This is a genomic window from Shimia sp. Alg240-R146, from assembly GCF_947331465.1.
Lineage (GTDB): Bacteria > Pseudomonadota > Alphaproteobacteria > Rhodobacterales > Rhodobacteraceae > Shimia.
Genome location: NZ_CAMZOK010000002.1, coordinates 1,293,554 through 1,312,726 on the forward strand (window position 1 = coordinate 1,293,554; position 19,173 = coordinate 1,312,726).

Annotated in this window: 21 protein-coding genes; 8 read left to right on the forward strand and 13 right to left on the reverse strand. The window is 55.2% G+C overall.

What is annotated here, in order from left to right:
• Positions 1-20: 20 nt before the first annotated feature.
• The 10 genes from PG871_RS15525 to PG871_RS15570 form a co-directional block, all read right to left on the reverse strand.
• A complete protein-coding gene (locus PG871_RS15525) occupies positions 21-734 on the reverse strand; it encodes a c-type cytochrome (RefSeq protein WP_270730820.1) in 714 nt (237 codons plus the stop codon).
• A 1-nt stretch (position 735) separates the two neighbouring features.
• Positions 736-1,770 carry a c-type cytochrome gene (locus PG871_RS15530; protein WP_270730821.1) on the reverse strand — a complete coding sequence of 345 codons (1,035 nt, stop codon included), beginning with the start codon at positions 1,768-1,770 and terminating at the stop codon, positions 736-738.
• Positions 1,754-3,031 carry a sulfite dehydrogenase gene (gene soxC, locus PG871_RS15535; protein WP_270730823.1) on the reverse strand — a complete coding sequence of 426 codons (1,278 nt, stop codon included), beginning with the start codon at positions 3,029-3,031 and terminating at the stop codon, positions 1,754-1,756. The genes PG871_RS15530 and soxC overlap by 17 nt, the downstream gene beginning before the upstream one ends.
• A 20-nt stretch (positions 3,032-3,051) precedes the next feature.
• A complete protein-coding gene (gene soxB / locus PG871_RS15540; RefSeq protein ID WP_270730824.1) occupies positions 3,052-4,749 on the reverse strand; it encodes a thiosulfohydrolase SoxB in 1,698 nt (565 codons plus the stop codon).
• An 80-nt stretch (positions 4,750-4,829) separates the two neighbouring features.
• Positions 4,830-5,636 carry a sulfur oxidation c-type cytochrome SoxA gene (gene soxA / locus PG871_RS15545; RefSeq protein WP_270730926.1) on the reverse strand — a complete coding sequence of 269 codons (807 nt, stop codon included), beginning with the start codon at positions 5,634-5,636 and terminating at the stop codon, positions 4,830-4,832.
• A gap of 74 nt (positions 5,637-5,710) precedes the next feature.
• Positions 5,711-6,040 (reverse strand): thiosulfate oxidation carrier complex protein SoxZ, encoded by a 330-nt coding sequence (gene soxZ, locus PG871_RS15550; RefSeq protein ID WP_054001584.1) that lies wholly within the window; start codon positions 6,038-6,040, stop codon positions 5,711-5,713.
• 22 nt (positions 6,041-6,062) lie between these two features.
• Positions 6,063-6,485 (reverse strand): thiosulfate oxidation carrier protein SoxY, encoded by a 423-nt coding sequence (gene soxY, locus PG871_RS15555; RefSeq protein ID WP_270730826.1) that lies wholly within the window; start codon positions 6,483-6,485, stop codon positions 6,063-6,065.
• A 24-nt stretch (positions 6,486-6,509) separates the two neighbouring features.
• On the reverse strand, positions 6,510-6,983 hold the full coding sequence (soxX, locus tag PG871_RS15560; RefSeq protein ID WP_270730828.1) for a sulfur oxidation c-type cytochrome SoxX: 474 nt from the start codon (positions 6,981-6,983) through the stop codon (positions 6,510-6,512).
• Between the two features lie 169 nt (positions 6,984-7,152).
• Positions 7,153-7,713, reverse strand: a complete 561-nt coding sequence (locus PG871_RS15565) for a thioredoxin family protein (RefSeq protein ID WP_270730927.1) — start codon at positions 7,711-7,713, stop codon at positions 7,153-7,155.
• Between the two features lie 25 nt (positions 7,714-7,738).
• Positions 7,739-8,479 carry a cytochrome c biogenesis CcdA family protein gene (locus tag PG871_RS15570; RefSeq protein WP_270730829.1) on the reverse strand — a complete coding sequence of 247 codons (741 nt, stop codon included), beginning with the start codon at positions 8,477-8,479 and terminating at the stop codon, positions 7,739-7,741.
• Between the two features lie 74 nt (positions 8,480-8,553).
• Here PG871_RS15570 and PG871_RS15575 point away from each other — a divergent pair, with 74 nt between their 5' ends.
• The 5 genes from PG871_RS15575 to PG871_RS15595 all read left to right on the forward strand — a co-directional run bounded on the left by PG871_RS15575 (position 8,554) and on the right by PG871_RS15595 (position 12,445).
• Positions 8,554-8,940 carry a hypothetical protein gene (locus tag PG871_RS15575; RefSeq protein WP_443020501.1) on the forward strand — a complete coding sequence of 129 codons (387 nt, stop codon included), beginning with the start codon at positions 8,554-8,556 and terminating at the stop codon, positions 8,938-8,940.
• An 87-nt stretch (positions 8,941-9,027) separates the two neighbouring features.
• Complete coding sequence (locus PG871_RS15580; protein WP_270730929.1) at positions 9,028-9,321, forward strand: ArsR/SmtB family transcription factor; 294 nt, start codon at positions 9,028-9,030, stop codon at positions 9,319-9,321.
• A 41-nt stretch (positions 9,322-9,362) separates the two neighbouring features.
• The gene (locus tag PG871_RS15585) at positions 9,363-10,418 is read left to right on the forward strand and encodes a YeeE/YedE family protein (protein WP_270730830.1); all 1,056 of its coding nucleotides are present in this window, start codon (positions 9,363-9,365) and stop codon (positions 10,416-10,418) included.
• 693 nt (positions 10,419-11,111) lie between these two features.
• Entirely contained in the window at positions 11,112-11,789 is a 678-nt protein-coding gene (locus PG871_RS15590; protein ID WP_270730832.1) for a hypothetical protein, read from the forward strand.
• Positions 11,768-12,445, forward strand: coding sequence for a hypothetical protein (locus tag PG871_RS15595; RefSeq protein WP_270730833.1), 678 nt, complete (start codon positions 11,768-11,770; stop codon positions 12,443-12,445). The genes PG871_RS15590 and PG871_RS15595 overlap by 22 nt, the downstream gene beginning before the upstream one ends.
• Positions 12,446-12,546: 101 nt before the next feature.
• Here the strand turns inward: PG871_RS15595 and PG871_RS15600 are convergent, their stop codons facing one another.
• The 3 genes from PG871_RS15600 to PG871_RS15610 form a co-directional block, all read right to left on the reverse strand.
• Entirely contained in the window at positions 12,547-12,675 is a 129-nt protein-coding gene (locus PG871_RS15600) for a hypothetical protein (RefSeq protein ID WP_270730834.1), read from the reverse strand.
• Positions 12,676-12,719: 44 nt separating this feature from the next.
• Positions 12,720-13,352: a tyrosine-type recombinase/integrase gene (locus PG871_RS15605; RefSeq protein ID WP_108889310.1), complete on the reverse strand. Its 633-nt coding sequence runs from the start codon at positions 13,350-13,352 to the stop codon at positions 12,720-12,722.
• A 317-nt stretch (positions 13,353-13,669) separates the two neighbouring features.
• Complete coding sequence (locus PG871_RS15610) at positions 13,670-15,091, reverse strand: amidohydrolase family protein (protein ID WP_270730837.1); 1,422 nt, start codon at positions 15,089-15,091, stop codon at positions 13,670-13,672.
• Positions 15,092-15,269: 178 nt separating this feature from the next.
• Here PG871_RS15610 and PG871_RS15615 point away from each other — a divergent pair, with 178 nt between their 5' ends.
• From PG871_RS15615 to PG871_RS15625, 3 genes are all read left to right on the forward strand, one after another.
• Positions 15,270-16,322: an AraC family transcriptional regulator gene (locus PG871_RS15615; RefSeq protein ID WP_270730839.1), complete on the forward strand. Its 1,053-nt coding sequence runs from the start codon at positions 15,270-15,272 to the stop codon at positions 16,320-16,322.
• Positions 16,319-16,684, forward strand: coding sequence for a DoxX family protein (locus PG871_RS15620; protein ID WP_270730841.1), 366 nt, complete (start codon positions 16,319-16,321; stop codon positions 16,682-16,684). The genes PG871_RS15615 and PG871_RS15620 overlap by 4 nt, the downstream gene beginning before the upstream one ends.
• Before the next feature lie 646 nt (positions 16,685-17,330).
• Entirely contained in the window at positions 17,331-18,647 is a 1,317-nt protein-coding gene (locus tag PG871_RS15625) for a metal-dependent hydrolase family protein (protein WP_270730842.1), read from the forward strand.
• Positions 18,648-19,173 lie beyond the last annotated feature (526 nt).

Sequence of the window (19,173 nt, forward strand, 5' to 3'; positions counted from 1 at the left end):
TCCCGTTTTGGTCCTAATGTTCATTCTTCCAAGGTCGCGAAATACGCGGCCAGTGCGGCGATCTCCTCATCGCCAAGCCGTCCCGCAATCATCTGCATCACAGGGTGAATGCGGTGTTTGGATTTGTAGGCATGCATCGCCAGCACGAAGTCTTCTTCCGGCCAGAGCACGATGGACGGAATGCCGTCGTCCCCGCCCGCGGACTGGTGGCAGGTGGTACATTCGCCGCTCAGGTATTGGCCGTATTCAGGATCGCCCTTAAGCGCCAGAATGGCCGGATCGAGGTCATGATCGACCCCTTGCGCCGTTGGGTCAGCTTCCGGAATATCCGCCGGATTGTCTGAAAACTGACGCAGGTAGGCGATCAAATTTGCACGATCCTCGGCCTTTTTCAGCCCAGGAAAACTCATGCGTGTGCGACTGACCATCGCTCGCGGATTTTCCAGAAACGCATCCAGTGACTCCGCGTGCCATACAAGCCCGCCGCCGCCGATGCGCTGGAAACCTTTGGAATAGTTGAACTCCTCATAGGTGGCGGCCTTGCGCCCGAACAAACCGTTCAAATGCGGCCCAATCCGATGCTCTGCCCCCTTGCCAACCTGATGACAGCCCTTGCATTTTTTGAACACCTTGGCACCCGCGTCGACGTTGCCGCCCTGCGCAAACGCGGCACCGCCCAGCGTCGCCAAACCGGCAACGAGGGCGGCCCCGAGGATCTGTGTCACGCGGACCATATCAGTCGTCTACGCTCTTGAGGTATTCGATGATCGCGGCCACGTCGGCCTCTTTCTTGAGACCGGCAAAGCTCATCTTGGTGCCTTTCAGATAGGCCTTGGGCTTGGTCAGGAACGCGGCCATCTCGGCTTCGTCCCACATACGGCCTTCATCCGCGGCAGCTTTAAACACCTTGGAGTATTTGAAGCCGTCAATCGACGCAAAGCCACGCCCCATGATGCCATTGAGTACCGGACCAGTCTTGTTCTTGGCCTTCGCGCCCACCTGATGGCAGGCCTTGCACTTCTTAAAGACCTTCTCGCCTTTCTTGACCAACTCGGGATCCAGCGCCGTCACGGCCTCAACAGGAGCTTCTTCTTCAACCACCTCTTCCACAACTGCTGCAGTTTGCTCTTCGCCTTCTGCCGCGCCTTCATCAGGAGTTACATCCAGAATGGACGCGCGCATGGTGATCTCGACGCTTTCCTTACAATCCGTCATGCACGGCTCAACCCGCCACATCGGATACTCCAAAGCTGCGCGGTCATCCTGAATGAAACCACCTTGATTGTGCATTTCAAACTCCGCGAAATTCTCGTGGCTCAGCTCGAAATCGTCATCCACCAGATCGTTGGAATACAGGATATAGGCCACAATGGCGTATACCTCATCCTCCGTCAGCGTCTGTGCCGCGCCAAATGGCATAGAGCGGTTCACATAGTCCCAAACTGTCGACAGATACGGCCAGTAACTGCCGACCGTCTTGACCGGATCTTTGTCCGCCAAGGTATCAAACCCACCGGCCAGAACCGGCCAGTTATCTACACCTTCGGCAAAATCACCGTGGCAGGATGCGCATTTCTCGGCAAAGACTTCCTCACCAGTGAATGCATCCCCACGGCCTTCTGGCAATCCCCGACCATCGGGCAGCACATCAATGTCCCACGCCGCGATCTCTTCGGGCAACGCAGGCCGCCCAAGACCCAGTGAATCGCCCGCAACAGCCGGGCTTGCCATCATCAAAACAGCGGCAGAAACCTTAAGAAACTTCGACATTTTCCGCCTCCCCTTTGGCGTTCAGGTACCAAGTCTGAATACAGTTGTTGTGATAGATCGAGTTCTCGCCTCGCACTTCGCGCAGCTGGTCTTTGGTCGGCTGCACATAGCCCGTCTCGTCCATGGCGCGCGCCTGCAACAACCAGTCCTCGCCCTGCCAATCAGTGTCGAGATAGAACCGCGTCAGCGCCTTGCTGTCGCCTTGGGTGGTGCCCAATCGCGCGGTTTCCCAAGATTTGCCGCCATCCTTGGAGACATCCACACGTGTGATGCGCCCATGGCCGGACCATGCCAGACCCGAAATCACCAGCGGCCCGTGGCCGTGCTTGATCGGCATTTGAGGGCTTGGTGAGGTGATGACCGACTTGGCGTCCATCTCCCACGTCCATTTGCGTGCGGTGCCGTCTTCCATGACATCTGTGTATTTGCTGGTCTCTTCGCGGCTTTCTACGGCAGCGTCCGTCACCTCGATGCGACGCAGCCACTTGATCCACATGTTGCCTTCCCAACCAGGAACAACCAGGCGCACCGGATAGCCGTGCTCTTTACGCAAGGCCTCGCCGTTTGCCTTGAACGCCACAAGCACATCGTCCAGCGCCTTTTCCATCGGAATAGAACGCCCGTTGGAACTTGCATCCGCGCCCTCGACATAGACCCACTTGTCCGCCAGATCGCCAGCAGCGCCCAGACCCGCCTCGTTCAGCAGCGCCCGCAGCGAGATGCCGGAATATTCCATGTTGTGGATCATGCCATGCGTGAACTGCACACCATTCAACTGGGCACCCGCCCATTCCATGCCGGTGTTCGCTGCACATTCGCAAAAATAGACGTGGTTCTCGCGCGGGAACCGCTCAAGATCCTCATAGGTGAACACCAGCGGCTGATCGACCAAACCGTTGATCATCAAACGGTAATCGTCTTTCTTCAGCTCGATTGCGCCGGAGTGATGGCGCTCAAACGCACAGCCCTGCGGCGTGATCGTACCATCCAGCGCGTGAATGGGCGTAAAGTTGATCGACGAAATCGGATCCGCCGTCAGCCACGGCACATTGCGCCGCACCACGTCACTCTCAAACTCAATCGGCAGGCCATAAGGCGTTTCATCGACGCCCTCGCCGGTGAACGACGCCCAATCCTGCACTTCCGTGATCAGCGGGTCTGGTGTGCCCGCACTTGCAGCTCCCGCTGCCGTTCCTACCACCGCGGCGGCGCCCCCTTTCAGGAAGGCGCGGCGCGACGTGTTATTCAACTCATCAGCCATCGTGACTTTACCCTCTTGCCTTAAACACCGACCACGTCGACGCTGTTGTTCTCCTGCACCGTGACGGTGCCCTGTTTGCGAATGTGATTTTCCACGACATCCCAGATCTGCGGACCCTCGGTGCCTTCGTTGACACTGGCCCACCCAGCCACGACGTAAGACTTCGCGGGATCAATCAGCTCACCGGTTTTCAGCAAGGTCATATTGCTGATCCGCTCGCCCTGCGGCTTGTTGATGTCGATGCGATAGCCCAGACCACCGGTGCGCACCATGTCGCCACCCTGCTGGTAATAAGGGTCCGGATTAAAGATGTTGTCGGCAACGTCCTCCAAAATGACCTTGATGAATTCACCAGTCATTTCCGAGCGATAGGCCTCACCATACGTCATCGAGGTGACGTTCCAGATGTCCTCGCGGGTGATGTCCTGACCCGGGATCAGGCTTGGCCCCCACCGCACGCCGGGGCTCATTGCGATCTCTGCATCGCGCTCCGAAATCAGCGCATCACAGATCAGATCATCCCAGCTGCCATTGAAATTTCCGCGACGATACAAAAGCGAGTCCGTCTTGCCGATCACCTCGGCCATCTCCGCCTCATAAGGTGCGCGCTGCACGTCAATCAGCTTGGACACCTCGGCATCCGGCGTGATCACATCCGAGAAAATCGGGATCAACTTGTGGCGATAACCCATCATCCGGCCGTCGCGCACATCCAGATCGATGCGGCTCACGAATTTGCCGTTGGATCCCGACGGCACAACAATGGTCGAGCCCGACACCACCGGTTCCGGCAGCGCATCATGGGTGTGACCCGACAGGATTACGTCGATCCCTTTCACCACCGTGGCCATTTTCTTGTCCACATCGAAACCGTTGTGAGACAGCACGACAACGCAATCCGCGCCCTTGGCTTTCACCTCATCAACCATCTTCTGCATGTGCTCATCGCGAATACCGAAGCTGTATTCGGGGAACATCCAGCCGGGGTTGGCTATCGGCATATACGGGAAGGCCTGCCCGATCACCGCGATCTTGGCGCCACCGCGCTCAAAGAATGTGTAGGGCGGGAACAGCTCAGCAGGCTCATCCCACTCGCTGTCAAAAATGTTCTGACCCAGGGCCGCGAACGGCAGGTTTTCCACAATTTCGTTGACGCGGTCGCTGCCCAGCGTGAACTCCCAGTGAAACGTCATCGCATCAGGCTTCAGCGCGTTCATCACATTGACCATGTCCTGGCCCTGCGTCTGATAACAAGTATAGCTGCCATGCCACGTGTCACCGCCGTCTAGCAGTAGCGCATCAGGACGGTCGGCCCGAATGGCGTTGATCACCGTCGCAACGCGGTCCAACCCGCCGACACGGCCATAACCCTGCGCAAGAGAAGAGAAATCACCAGCGCTGAGCGCGTAATGCGAGGGGGAGTTTTCCTCAATGCCATAAGCTTTGCGGAAGTCAGCGCCGGTGATGTGCGGAACCGCGCCTTTGTTGCCGCCCACCCCGATATTGACCGAAGGTTCGCGGAAATAGATCGGCTTCATCTGCGCGTGAATGTCGGTGATGTGGATCAATGAGACATTGCCGTAGGTCTGAAACTCCAACAGCTGATCTTGCGTCAACGCCTGCTGTGCCGCCAAACGGGCCCAATTGCCAAAACCGGATGCGCCGACCAAAGCCGAAGCCGCCATCCCTACTTGCAGAAAGTCACGACGCGAGATCATCAGACTGATTTTCCTTATATTCGAATATGTGAATGTGTGGATCGTAAAAAAGAGGCCCGACGCTCCGGGCCTCTCAAATCTTAGTTGCGGACCGACGGGCCCTCAACGCTCAACCCGTTGCCGCGGGAGGCAACATAGAGTTCCAGCGCGATGAATTCTGGCGAACCGGGCTTGAATGTATGCGCCCGTGTGTCCCGCACGCATCCCTTAAAACGGGCATGTACAGAATTCAGCTTGGTGTTTTTCAGACGGTAAGTCGGGAAACCGTTGATCTGGCCTTGGCTCAAGTGATCGGCTCGGATCATGTTGCCATAGTTGTCCTCGTGGCAATTCGCGCAGGACAATTCCAGCTGACCATAGCGGGTATAGTAGATCTCTTTACCCTGCTCCCATGTCTCTTGGGCCGGACCGTCGATCGCCACACTGATCGGCATGCCCCGGCTGACCGAAGACAGCAAACCCACCATCGCGGCCATGTCGCCTCCGGTGTATTTCAAAGGCTCAGCACCCATCTGGTTTTCGCGGCAGTCGTTGATTTGCATCTCCAACGTACGCACTTCGCCTGCGCTTTCGTTCCACTTGGGATAGACCGCGCGCACGCCCTTGAGGTTTTCCACGTCCTCATGGCAGCTCGCACAAGCCTTGCCTTCGGTGCCTTCCGGCTTGTTCCAGTCTTCACTTGCCTTCTCGACAAAGATCATTGCCGGGTTGTCAAAGTCATCCATCTGAAACGCTTGGGTTTCATCGGACCGGAACCGCCAGCCGGAATACACAGTGTCGACGTATTCCAGATGCTCTGGCGCCGCCGCCTCAGTTACCATCTCGATTTCGCCGTTCACAACCAGCTGGTCGTCATCGGCGTCCGCGAATGCAGTCGTGGCAGCCATCGCAGCCACAACCGTCAATGTGCCGGCATATGTTTTTGCTCGCTTCACGTGATCTCCTCCCTTTTTCCCCAAGATCAGCTGACAGCGATCTGTTTGGCGGTTTCGTAGACGTCGCCGTCATCGTCATACCAAGTGAACTTGAACTCGCCGCTTTCCGGCACAGTCGCGTCAAACTGGAAATAGGGGTTTGTCGAAATCGCCGGTTCCAGCGTAACGTCGATTACGTTCTGACCGTTAAAATCGACCACGAAACGGTTGATGATCGACCGCGGGATCAGATTGCCGTCGCCGTCTTTGCGCTGGCCGCTTTCCATTTTGTGGCTGATAAGCGTCTTGATGGTGATCTCGTCGCCAGCTGCTGCTGTTTTCGGGACCTTAACGCGGGGTTTTACTCCAGATGCCATGATATCTCTCCTTGTCTCTGGATCAGCCGCCGCAGCCGCCGATGGTCACTTTTACGTTGGCCATTGCTTTCTGGAAGGAGCCGTCTTCCATCTGGGCAAGCGCTACAACATTCTGGGTTTTCGCCAGCCGGATACGGGTCGATGCCGCCCGCGTCGGGTTCAGCGGACCGAAATTCACGGTCGCCACCGCAGGCGTCGGGTTGCCATCAGCAAAAATCACAACCATCGCAGCACCCGGCGCGCTGACTTCGATCGGAACAGTGTTGCCGTTCTCCGCAATTTCAGGGGCTGTCACCACCAGATCACCCGTGCCGACTTCTGCACCTTCAGTGATCTTGGCAATTTCATCATCGGTCAGGGACGCCATCGCCGGGCTAACACCCAGTGCGGTCAAGCCCATGCCGACCGATCCCATGACAAGCAAGTCTCGCCGTGTCAGTTGCATTGTTCTCTCCTCAAGTCTTAGAAATCACTCTTCTTTGAGCGTCATCAGGTAAGCGACCACATCCTCGATCTGCTGTGCAGACAAGAGTGGTTCTACGTCTCCCTCGTGGGCTTTGCCGCTATATGCGTTGCCCAGCCGAATAAAGCCTTCGGTCTTGTAAAAAGATGGCATGACGGTTTCGTCAAACATCATCTTGGCGTTTGCCACGATCCCGCGCAGCTCCGCCTCTGTCCAGCGATCCGCGACGCCATCCAGCATCGGGCCAACCTCGCCGTGGAACGGCAACATATTCAACGCCGACACCTCGTGACAGGCGATGCAGTTGCCGGCGCCTTTGTTCATGATCTTTTCGCCGCTGGCCACGTCGCCAGCCACGCCAGTCAGAGACTGCGCGACTGCGCCATCCTCAAACACAACTTCTGTCGGTTTGGTCTCGCTTGCCTGCGTCATTGCCGCACAGACAGCCAATACCGCAGCTCCTCCAAATGCACGTTTCATGCGCCCTCCTCAAGACGATTCCTTCCGGTGTCACTCAGTAGACTACGGCACACAATCGCAAGAACGCAACAACAAATTCAATTACGTGAATTTTTATATTTGTTCACATGAAGCGAATTCAGCGCAAGATTATTGCTGCAAGCGCAACCTTTTTCTGCCCCGCAGAAACTTAACCGCCCTGTTCGGCAAATTTGCGGGCGTGGTACTTCTGAAACGGCTCCTCGCTGTCATAGCCCCTTTCCACCACCCAACTCAGCAGGTTCAGCGTTGTCCACTTGCCAAAGGCCCCGGGCATATTGGCTACAGCAGCCTGTGGTGCCGTGACATCTTCGGCCACCTCTTCCGGCAAGAAAATCATGTTGGGCGTGAACAAGGCCCCCCAGCGTTTGACCATGTCCTTTTCCGGCATGGTAACGCCGTCAAAATCCGTAACCTCCACATCGCCAAACATGTTGATCTGAACCACAAAATACTTTTCGCGCAAAAGGTCTGCGACCTTTGGCACCACAAACACCTCTTCGTGCATCTTCTTGCAATAGACGCAGCCGCGCTGCTCGATCACCAACAACATACGTTTGCCCTCTGCGTTGGCCTCTTCAAGGTCTTCGCGCAGATCCTTGAATGTGTCGCGCATCCAATCCGCCTTGTGCAAACCATCGTCACCCAATTCAGCCGCCAAAACCGGCACTGCCAGCACCACCGCTACCACAGCGGTCGCAATCCGTTTCATCAAACGTGTCATGTCAAAATCTCCCTCACCCAAGTCCACCAAACCAAGGCACGGTTTCCAGCATCCATTGCGCGATAACGTTCACCGAATTGGTGGCAATCAACACGCCAAACAGAATCAAAAACACGCCCATAATCTTTTCAACCGTGCCCAAATGCCGCCGGAACCGCGCCATCCAGCGCATGAAGGGCCCGACAAACAGCGCGGCCACCACAAACGGCAACGTCATGCCGACGCCATAGGCAAACAACAAACCCGCGCCCTGCGCAGCACTGTCCTGCCCCGCCGCCGTGAACAGGATCGCCGCCAATACCGGCCCCACACAGGGTGTCCACCCAAAGGCAAAGGCTAGCCCAATCACATAGCCCCCCAGATAACTCACGTTCGAGGTGTTGCCGGCCTCCATGCGAAACTGCCGGTACAGAAAGCCGATCCGCACCACGCCCAGAAAATGCAGCCCCATCACGATGATCAAGGCCGCCGCCAGCCAGCGCAGCACATCAAAATATTCGCGCACCATCTGGCCAAACACTGTCGCCGTCGCGCCCAATCCCATAAACACAGTGATCACGCCCAACGCAAAACAGATCGCTGTCAGCACCGCGCGCCGCCGCACCTGCGGCGTGATTTGCGCGCTGCCCGAGATCTCCGACATGCTCACTCCGGCCAGATAACTCAGGTAGAACGGCACAATTGGCAGAATGCAGGGCGACGCAAAGGACAACAGCCCTGCCACAAGCGCTCCCAAAAACGTGACGTCGAACATCGCAGGCCCAATCTTGATAAATTCAAATATTAGATTATGATTGTTCGTGAATTCAGGTCAACAGGGAGAGTTGCGTGCTGCGTTCCATAAAAGCACTGCTTATAGGCGTGGTGCTTCTCTTGCCGTCTGCGGCGTTTGCCGACACCTATCTTCTCATGGCCGAGGAGAAAGGCTGTATGTATTGCGCGCAGTGGAACGCCGAGATCGGTCCTATTTATCCCAAAACCGACGAAGGCCGCGCTGCACCGTTGGTGCGCTATGACCTACACACCGACAAACCCAAGGTGGAGTTCTCCGGACGCGTACACTATACGCCAACCTTCATTCTGATCGTCGACGATCAGGAAGTTGGTCGCATCGAGGGCTACCCCGGAGAGGATTTTTTTTGGGGATTGCTTGCTAAATTGCTGGAACGCGCCGACATTGATTCAAATTCGCAACCCCGCCACTCCGGGACATGACAGATGACTGAACCGCTACAGACCTCCATCCAAGACCCCACGCCCTCGCGCCTGCCGGTGTTTGACGAAAACACCTGCCCCGAGGACATGGCCAAAATGATGTCTAACGCACAGCTGGCGTCCAACTTCCTCAAGGCAATCAGCCACGAGGGCCGTTTGATGATCCTGTGCCAGCTGGCGTCGGGAGAAAAATCGGTCACCGAACTCGAGGATTTGCTGGCCGCACGACAAGCGGCCGTGTCCCAGCAACTTTCGCGCCTGCGTCTTGAAGGGCTGGTAAAACCCCGTCGGGACGGCAAAACCATCTACTATAGCTTGACCGATGACCGTCCTCGGCAAATCATAGAGGTTGTCTACGACCTCTTCTGCAAAGACGACTGAGGTCCGCTCCCTTTTGCATCCGGACCTGGGGAGGAGCCCGCATGCTGGATATTTTGGGCGAGGCCAACGCGGTCGCGCTGCTTGGATTGCTCGGAGGCATGCTGCTTGGATTGGCGGCCCGCATTGGTCGTTTCTGCACACTCGGCGCCATCGAAGATCTGCTCTATTCCTCAGATGACAGACGCATGCGCATGTGGGGCGTCGCTATTGGCGTCGCCATCATTGGCACGCATATTGCGATGCACTCTGGCGCTATGGCCTCCAGTGAGGCCGCATATCTGGATCGTGTCTGGAACCCTTTTGCCACCATCGTCGGCGGGCTGATGTTTGGCTATGGCATGGCGTTGTCGGGCAACTGCGGCTACGGCGCGTTGGCCCGTTTGGGCGGCGGCGACATCCGCGCCTTTGTTATCGTGATTGTGCTGGGTCTGTCGGCCTATGTGGTAATGTCCGGCCCTCTGGCCCATGCCCGCATCTGGCTTTTCCCGGTTGAGGAAGGCGCAGCAACTCCGCAAGGCTTTGCCTATCTCCTCAAAACAAAACTTGGCGTCTCGCCTTTGCTCACCGGCCTTTTGGCAGGCGGTGGCATTCTTGCAGTCTCGCTTGCGTCAAAACGCATGCTGACCTCGCCGATGATGATCCTATGGGGCGTCGCCGTTGGCACTGTGATCGTGTCCGGTTGGGTCGGGACCTATTGGGTGGCCAACGTCGGATTTGGCAATGAGCCGGTGGAATCGCACTCTTTTGCCGCCCCGATTGGCGACACCATCTACTACGCCATGACCGCCTCCGGAAACATGCTCTCCTTCAGCGTCGGCTCGGTGGTTGGCGTGGTGCTTGGCGCTTTCCTCGGCTCCATCCGCAAAGGTCACTTCCGCTGGGAAGCCTGCGATGATCCCCGCGAGCTCAAACGCCAAATGTTCGGCGCAGCCTTGATGGGTCCCGGCGCTATTCTCACCATGGGGTGCAGCGTCGGTCAGGGTCTGTCTGCCTTCTCGGTGCTTTCTTTCAGCGCCCCAGTCACCTTCATCGCTATCATGGCCGGCGCCGCACTAGGCCTGCGCCATCTGATCGCCGGCCTGCATTTCGCGGAATAGACCAACTGGTCAACTCGTGCGGCCGCGGCGTTTTCTTTTTTGTGAGAAAATGGTGCGGGTGAAGGGACTCGAACCCCCACGCCTCGCGGCGCCAGAACCTAAATCACATGATGAAGACATGAAAACAATCACTTAGCTTCCTGAGTTCACAGGACATAAAGGAAACAAAGAGTGAAAGTGTGAAACACTTATCCCAGCCCCCTTGGCTTGGATCAGGGATCGCAGTTCGGTTATCGTGACTTGGATCAATGGGCCTATAGACCGAGCATGGTTATAGGCTTCGCCCGTCCTGTAACGTTATCCGCTCACTCGCGGAAACGTTCCGTCTTGTCCCTGATAAACTTGGGTGCATCGATATCAGTCATGACGGAGAGTTGGCAGGTTTGGTGACTTGGCAGCTCTAAAACCAAAGGCACCCGAAATTGGCCTGTTCGACTGCAATGGTTGCGGGAGCTTGATACCACCGAAAGTTAACCACCGGTCATCCGCCAGTATGGGCGGTAACCGGTCATTCGCCGCAGCCGCGAGCCAACCTGGCCGCAATCATCAAAGCCGCCATTCAATCGGTGCAATTTCCGGGCTCGGCTCTGCACCGCCGCAAGTCGGCATCGAGCCCGAAGAGGACGTATCATGAAGCCCTTATTTAACTGAAACAAATCCCGGAAACGCGGCAAGGTATACCTGACTTTTCAAATGACACAGGTCAGTCAATCTTATAATCAAGGCTATGTATCGCATTCTACCAAGCCGGACGAAATAAGCGACCACGTCGTTTTTCGAGCTTGGGTTCAGGAGAAACTAATGAAATCAGGGGCAATTGCTCTTCTTGGCGTCACTCTGCTTTCGGCTTGTGAGTTGGCGGCAATTCCAGCCGCGCCAGTTGTTGGAGCAATAATTGCCGTCGACTATCTTTCAAAATCCCTTCCAAAAGTCGATCAACCCTTGAAGGTTATAGGGCCTTCGGGAAACACTTTGGCTGAACCTTTTGATCCGTCGACCAAACCACGCAAAACCGTACGTATTTCCTCTTCAGCACTGACTTGCGTTGGAAGCACTCGCATCAAATGCAATACAGGTCAAACAGGCGCAGTTTCCATCGTCTCTGCTGCGCAGCTAGGTTCGAGCCTATTTTCCGCGGACCTGAAGTTAAGTGCCAGCGACACAGTGCAGTGTACAGGGGACTTTTACTCCACTGACGCATCTGCAGGTCCTTTTGGAGTCGATTGTACTTACCGGCTTCATGAATGGGCCGACTTCACAAAGACAGACAAAGTTTGGGTGGCAATTCAGGTTAAGGGTGGTGCCGCCGTGGTTCAGAACACTTCATCCGGTTCGTCACAAGTCACGCTTTGGATACCACCCGCTACCTGAAGCGCGTTGCTGTTCACAGAGAACTGCAGCGACGTGGAGAGGAGGGAGATCATGTGGAACACCTGAGAATTTCTGAAGGAGGCAACCGACCTCGGTGGAAAATGCGGGCAGTGCTTCAAAGCGCTCTGCAACTTGTCGCTTCCACATTGTTCTGCGTCAGTCTAACTCTCGCCGCTCAACCGGCTTCCGCAAAGAGTTACGCAATTCGATCTATTAAAGTCGAGTTTGCCGCAAAGGACGAATGGGTAATCAAAGACAGTTTTACGGGAAATGAGTACATCCACATCGTCGATCCCGCCAAGTTCGGGCTTACGGAAAGACGCGTCATCCGCGAATTGGAGGGCATCCTGTCATCTGTTTTGATTGATGCAACCAAGGACCGACGTGTTTCTGTCGATGCAAAAGTTGTAATAACTACATTCTCGCTCGGAGATGAAATTGTCAGGCACTGCCGACTAGTAAGTGACGAGTGCGACGAGTACCTGGAACCCTCATCAATTGCGTGTCGAGTTTATCTCATGGACTCCGAAACTGGAGAACTCATGAAAAAGGTAAGTGTTGTTAGCAATGTAGTTCGCTCTGCAACGATCCCTCGTGCGTACAAACAACTGCTGACCGAAATCGCGAAGACAGCTCAGCGCAAATTGACCCGCTGACTAGTCAGCGCAGACATTGAAACGTCTCCCAACCAGAGTACTTTGTCGCCACCGATCTGGGCCAAGACGATAACCACCAGCTCCTCAGAGCAACCGTTCAATCAGCCTTCGAGCACTACGCCGCAGCGAATGCCTAGTTTGTCCGCGCTGCCGTCATTGCCCTGATGGAAATGGTGCGCCACCGACGAATGGCCGCAATGCGAAAGCTGCGCCGCAGCGATTGACGACATGGTGGAAGTACGCTCAGGGCCGTCTGTGAAGACGGCCCTTAGATTTAGATTTCTATCGCCTCGGCAATCGCCAAAGCGTCTTCCAGTTCAACACCGAGGTATCTGACTGTACTGTCCATCTTGGTGTGTCCAAGCAGGAGCTGAACAGCACGCAGATTGCCGGTCTTCCTGTAGATCTGAGCAACTTTCGTCCGCCGCATCGAATGGGTTCCGTACGCACTCGGCTCCAGCCCGATTGATTTCACCCAATCTCGCACCAGCCGCGCATATTGCCGTGTCGAAATGTGTAGCCGTTCATGGAAGCGCCCTGGCCAAAGGAATTCGGAGCCGACCATTAGTGGTTCCTCCATCCATCTCAAAAGCGATTTCCGCGTCCCCTCGGTAATCTCGAACCGGACAGGTTTCCGTGTCTTGCTTTGAATGATTGAAGCCCGCTCCTTGACCTGACCTGCGGCGTAAACGTCCGCCACCATCAGTTTGACCAGATCGCACCCCCTAAGTTTGCTGTCGATGGCAAGATTGAACAAAGCGAGGTCGCGGTGATTTTCAGCGATTTCCAAGCGCACACGGATTGCCCAGACATGCTTGGGCAAAAGTGGGCGTTTCTGCCCGACAATGCGGCCTTTGTTCCAGGCAGGGCGACATGCTCGAATGGCGGGTAAGTTTGGTGTTTGCATGGTGGATCCTCCGATCCGCCACTCCCTCCCACGGCGACAACCCGACGTTGACCTGGCCACCATATCACAGGATGCTGTACGGCCTCCGAGATCCGCTCCGAGCCCACACTTACCGATGCTGCATGATGCCCCAATGACAGCAAAGCGCAGGAAGCGGAGTTTGCAAAGTCTGGCGAAAGGCCCATACGGGACCCTCAAGATTCTTGCGGCGAATGGCTGGTTGGTTTCTAAAGCAGCCGCATCATTAAGATTTAAAAGACGCGGCTGCTGCTCTTTGCCTATACAGATGCAGGACGGCTGGCCCAGCACCTTACCAACTAATTCAGCGTGTTCTTATAGATCACGCCGTTCTTCATGATCAGATCCATCGCCGGGATCTCTCCGGGTTTGCGGTCCGGTGCTTCAAACAATTCTTTGCTGCCACCAATCAAAGTGATGTCTTCCAGCGGATTACCATCGATCAACAAGATGTCAGCATATGCGCCTTCCGCGATCACACCGAGGGAGCCGGCCGGATATGGATTCTGGCCGCCCGTGAGAGCGGCGAGATCGCCGCCGATGGAGGTCATGGATTTCAGCGTCTGCAAAGTACCAAACTTGTCGGCCCAAAACCAAATCTCGTGATCGCGGTTGCGGATCGCGTTCGCTGGCGTAACCGTGACGGTATCTACGCCAAAGGTGGTCTTTTCCAAAAGTTTGGGAAACTTCAAAAGAATATCTGGTATCCGAGCCATACCCTGAGCAACAAGCATTGACTTGGCTTTGTTCACGGAAGGCTCTGGACCAAACGTGCGCTCGATTGCTTCTGGAGAAGAAACCGAGAGTTGCGGATTATAGAACACGCCTGCTTCGACCATCATAGCTGCTGTTTCCTCATCGAGAAACTGGCCATGCATTATCTCACCCAGGCCGAGGCGCAAGCCGCGTTGAATATCGAGTGGGTTGTTCACATGCGCCGTCGCGTAGGTGCCCCAATCGTTTGAGGCGCGGACGACCGCTGTTACCTCCTCGTCAGTGCCCTGAATCGTATGCAAGCCGTCCTTGGACGAGAAGACGCCGCCGCTCATCATCATCTTGTTCAACACTGCCCCGTTCGCAAGGTTCTGTCTTGCCGCGCTCAACGACGCATCGTATCCATCAACGACATATGCCAGACCAAGCTGCGCGACTTTGCCGGTGTTTCGGCTTTCGAGCGTGTTTTGCCCCTTCAGTCTCCAGTCACCATGTCCGGAAGTTTGGCTGATCACCGCGCCAGCGTGGTAAATCCGAGGGCCAATTGCAAAACCGCCGTCAATCGCACGGCGAATTCCAACCTGCAATGCACCGACGTCCCGCACGGTTGTGAAGCCATCCATCAAGATGCTTTGAGCCGTAAATGCTGCCATTGCCCCGACTTCTTGCCAGTCACGGTCCTCAAATGTATCGTAACCACCCACCATATGTTGCATATTCAGATGCACGTGACTCTCTATAAGTCCCGGCATCAATGTGCGACCACCACCGTCGATAACCGTGGCATCCGGTGCATCAATGGCGTCCGTTGACACGGTCTTGATCAGGTTGCCTTCGACCAGAATATTTGCGTCGTCAATCAGCGTTTCATTCACCCCATCAAAGACATTTACATTTGTGAATAGCGTCTGCGCTGGCGCGTCTTGAGCGAATGCCGCACTGGACGAAAGAGCCACAGCAGTCGTAAATGCTGCGATCCTAAACATGTTTTTTGACAGGATTTTCATTGTATTCCCCTAAAAAGGCCGAAACCGAAATTGATACACTAGCCTGTGCAGGATGCCTGAAGTTTGACTGAATTACCTGACATTTCATCGCAGCAGGTCACGAATAGCGCGCCAAAATGTCAGGTTTGGCAAACTAACTTCATCACTATTCTGTCGGGTCGCCTATAGTGACTCGTACATGATAAAAGAGGGCATTCCATTGGCAACAGATCATGTTCATAAGGACGTGGCGATGGTTCGGGCAACTGTATTGGGTCCGGTCGTTCAAGCACTGAAGGCCCGTGGCGAAGACACTGACGCTTTTTTGTCGGTTTTTGATCTTTCCCAAGCACTGGTCAAGGATCCAACATTCTATATTCGAAATGATGTTGTTTATCGCGCGTTCGCGGCGGCGGCCAAGCTGCGAAAAGACCAGAGTTTTTGCGCGTCAGTTGGACGTAACATAAACCTGACTGAATTCCTGCCGTTCGGCGGCCCCCTCAAAGAAGCAACGACAATTGGTGGGTTTTTCTCTCGCTTCACGCAAGCCGTGTCCAACGAGACGACCTCAGTGTCGCAAAGCCTGTTCATTGAAGATTCCACAGCCTATTTCAGCGCTAAACGTAGGTTTGCCCCATCAGCGTCACCGGCCCACTGCGATGGATTTATGATAGGGATTTGGATCACATTCCTCCATGCAGCGCTGGATTTCCGTTGGGATCCGTCTTCTGTATTGGTCAGAATGTGCGATCCGATTGTTCTACCGCATGAGTTTCACGGGATCCGGGCGATAAGGAGCAACGACCGCGGCTTTTCCATCCGGTTTCCTTCTGCGTGGCTCACGATGCCGCTGAATGAAGAGGTTTCATCCGAACCCACGGATGATTTGGTCGGCGCGCAACTTGATATGCTGGCACCACGAGGATTTGTCGAGGCCATTCAGGTAATTCTCAGGAAGCATATTTGTGAAGCCGACCTGAATGTGGATAAAGCGGCTGAGCTGTGCGGGTTTTCAAGATCTGCACTGACCCGCAGGTTAGCCAAATTTGATACGACCATTGTCGACATTCTTACAGACTTGAAAATGGAGGCAGCCAAGGACGCCTTGGCCAACTCCAACGCTACAGTCCAGAACATTGCGCTAAGCCTAGGCTATTCTGACGCAACCGCGTTCAGCAGGGCGTTCCGCAAACGTACCGGGCGATCTCCCCGTGCTTACAAGCTATCGACCAAATCAAAGGAAAATTTATGATGATTGTGATCATCAAGATCTTGCTGACCGCATTCTTTCTGTTTGCAAGTTCGATCAAGATATTCGGCTGGCAGGACAAGATTTTCCAGATCCAGCTCGAGATGTTCAAAAGCTACGGCCTGAACCGAACCATTATGCGATTGGTCGGCATTGTTGAGTTATTTGGCGCACTTGCAATCTGGCTTTCGGGGACACTCCTCGCTCCACTTGGGGCAATGGCGCTGCTGGCGACTTCGGTGGGCGCCGTCGGGTGCCATTTGATTTTCGACACCTGGAAACAGGGTGTGCCAGCAATGGTAACCGGTACGCTCTCCGCTATCATTTTGTGGAGCAGTAAAGGACTAATCTTGGCGCTGCTCTAACTGGTACTCCAAACCGCAAGCCGCCATTTGTTTCACGTGCGGCGAATGGCGGGCGTCCGACCGGCGTGCAGATCGGCCATGTCAGCTTTGGGCTGGGAGCTGACCTCCGGGAACAAATGCGCTCTCCAAAGTGCGCATGAAAATCTCCGAAGGCCGAGCCAACGGCGGCTCTGCGCAGATAGTGAGCTTTGCAAAGTCCGTCTTCCGGCCTGGGAACACAGCCCACGATTGCTGCGATGCCACGTGAGAAGCGGTCATTGATGACAGGTGCGGTGAAATCTTGGGGTTGGAGGGCAGCAAAGCGGGACTATGCAGCCATTGCCGGGACACATTACGACCCAAGCGATAAATCTGATGGTATTGCGCAAACCGGCAAGATGCACTGGCTTCCAAACTCAGCGGCCTCCTGAAACCCGCCGACTTTCTGGACGAGATGGCCAACCGGTCGTTGGCCGACACCATCGACCGCCAGACAAATGCGTCGTATCGAGATCAACCCCACTGAGAGAACCGCATTGCCCGCTCACTGGGGTCGCGGTGTCGACAGCTGTCAATGTTGCTGATCCGCTGCCAACGCAAATAGGTTGAAAACGGCCATAAGGGCGTTCACACTCTTTTTAAGACAGTATTGCTGGAGGAATATTAGATGAAATTTCTATGGACGACTGCTTTTTGCCTTATTGGTTCTGCGGCGGCAGCTCAGAACGACACCCAAGCAATCCTGATAACCAATATTCATCTGTTCGATGGTGTCAGTGCTGCAAGGCTTGAAAACGCAAACGTGCTGATTGATGGCCATATTATTTCTCGGGTTTCGACCGATGAAATTCAGGCGGATGGCGCGACGGTAATCGATGGCCAGGGCGGTACCCTTATGCCGGGGTTGGTCGATAATCATGTTCACTTGTCGATGGTCACTGTCTCTATTCCTGATCTATTGTTTGGTGAGCCCACGTATCCTCTCGTCCGTGCTGTACGCGATGCCGAAGAGATGCTTATGCGTGGCGTCACAACCGGCCGTGACATGGGGGGAAACATCTTCGGCCTGAAAAAGGCGATCGACGAGGACATCGTCCCAGGTCCAAGGATTTATCCATCAGGGCGCTTCCTGTCTCAAACGTCTGGTCATTTTGATTTCCGCACGAAGGCCGAAACCCATCGCGCATTCAGCAATATTGAACCGACACCAGATCGACTGGGGTGGGTTTACACAGTCGATGGTGTGCCGCAAGTTCTTGCCGCGGCACGCGAAAACCTGCGGTTGGGCGCATCGCAAATCAAAATCGCCGCGGGCGGCGGCTACGCATCGCCGACTGATCCACTTCTGTCTACTCAGTTCACCTTTGAAGAGATGAAGGCAGCGGCGGATGCGGCTACGGATTTTGGCACCTATGTGACGATGCACGCCTACACCCCGACCGCAATCAATCGGGCGATCGACGCGGGAATAAAAGACGTTGGTCACGGTCAGTTGCTTGACCGGGAAACTCTCGAACGCATGGCCGCAGAAGGCGTGCACCTGAGCACACAGCCATTCACCGTGTGTAACGAACCGCAACTTGACGCTTTCTCGAACGCGAAACTGAACGTCGTGTGCCAAGGCACCGCAAACATGTATAAGATGGTGAGCGAGATGCCGGACCTGAACGTGACCTGGGGTACGGATCTTTTCAACGTCCCGGACGCATCCGATCAAGTCGAACAGCTAGAACGGCTACTGGAATGGTTTGAGCCAGTCGAAATTCTCAAACAGGCAACCGGCAACGCAACAAGCCTTTTGGCGATGAGCGGAGACAAGAACCCCTACCCAGAGGGACCGATTGGCCGGATCGTGGAGGGTGCGTATGCGGACCTGTTGATCGTAGAAGGCAACCCGCTAGCAGATCTGTCAGCGGTAACTGACGCAAGCAACATCATGCTGATTATGAAAAACGGGGTAGTTTACAAAGACGTGTTGAACTAGGCCGAAAACCCGCTGCAACCAACCTCCCAAATCACTAAAGTGCGCAAGATCGGATTTGGACCAGCTTGCGCCGACGGGTAGTTCTCAACTTAGTTTCGTTCATTTTGAGTTGATTGTGTTTCGTGGTGCTTGGATCTGTTGCGTTCGCGTTATAAAAAAGTGGTTGCCGTCCATGTGTGCAGTTTTTGTTCCGGACTCTTTGCCGACATTGAGGGCAAAAGCCGCATTTGACAGCTTGAATGTCCGCATCCGGGAAGTCGAGACGCGATTTGTGCATGTGCGGCAACTAGAGCCAGCCTCCCTTCGCATCCGTCACTTCGGGCTACGAGCGGCCATTGTGCGTGATTTCCTTCGCGGTCCTCTTTGCGCTTTATCCCCTTCCCTTCTTATGCGCTCTACATTGCAGCGCATTTGAACGGAAAGGTTTTCCATGCCGCGATACGTCACTCTCCGCCCGGATTTTTACGAACTGCTCCGCGAGGAGGCCGCTCTTCGCGACCGGACGATCCGGTCACAGGCTTTGCAC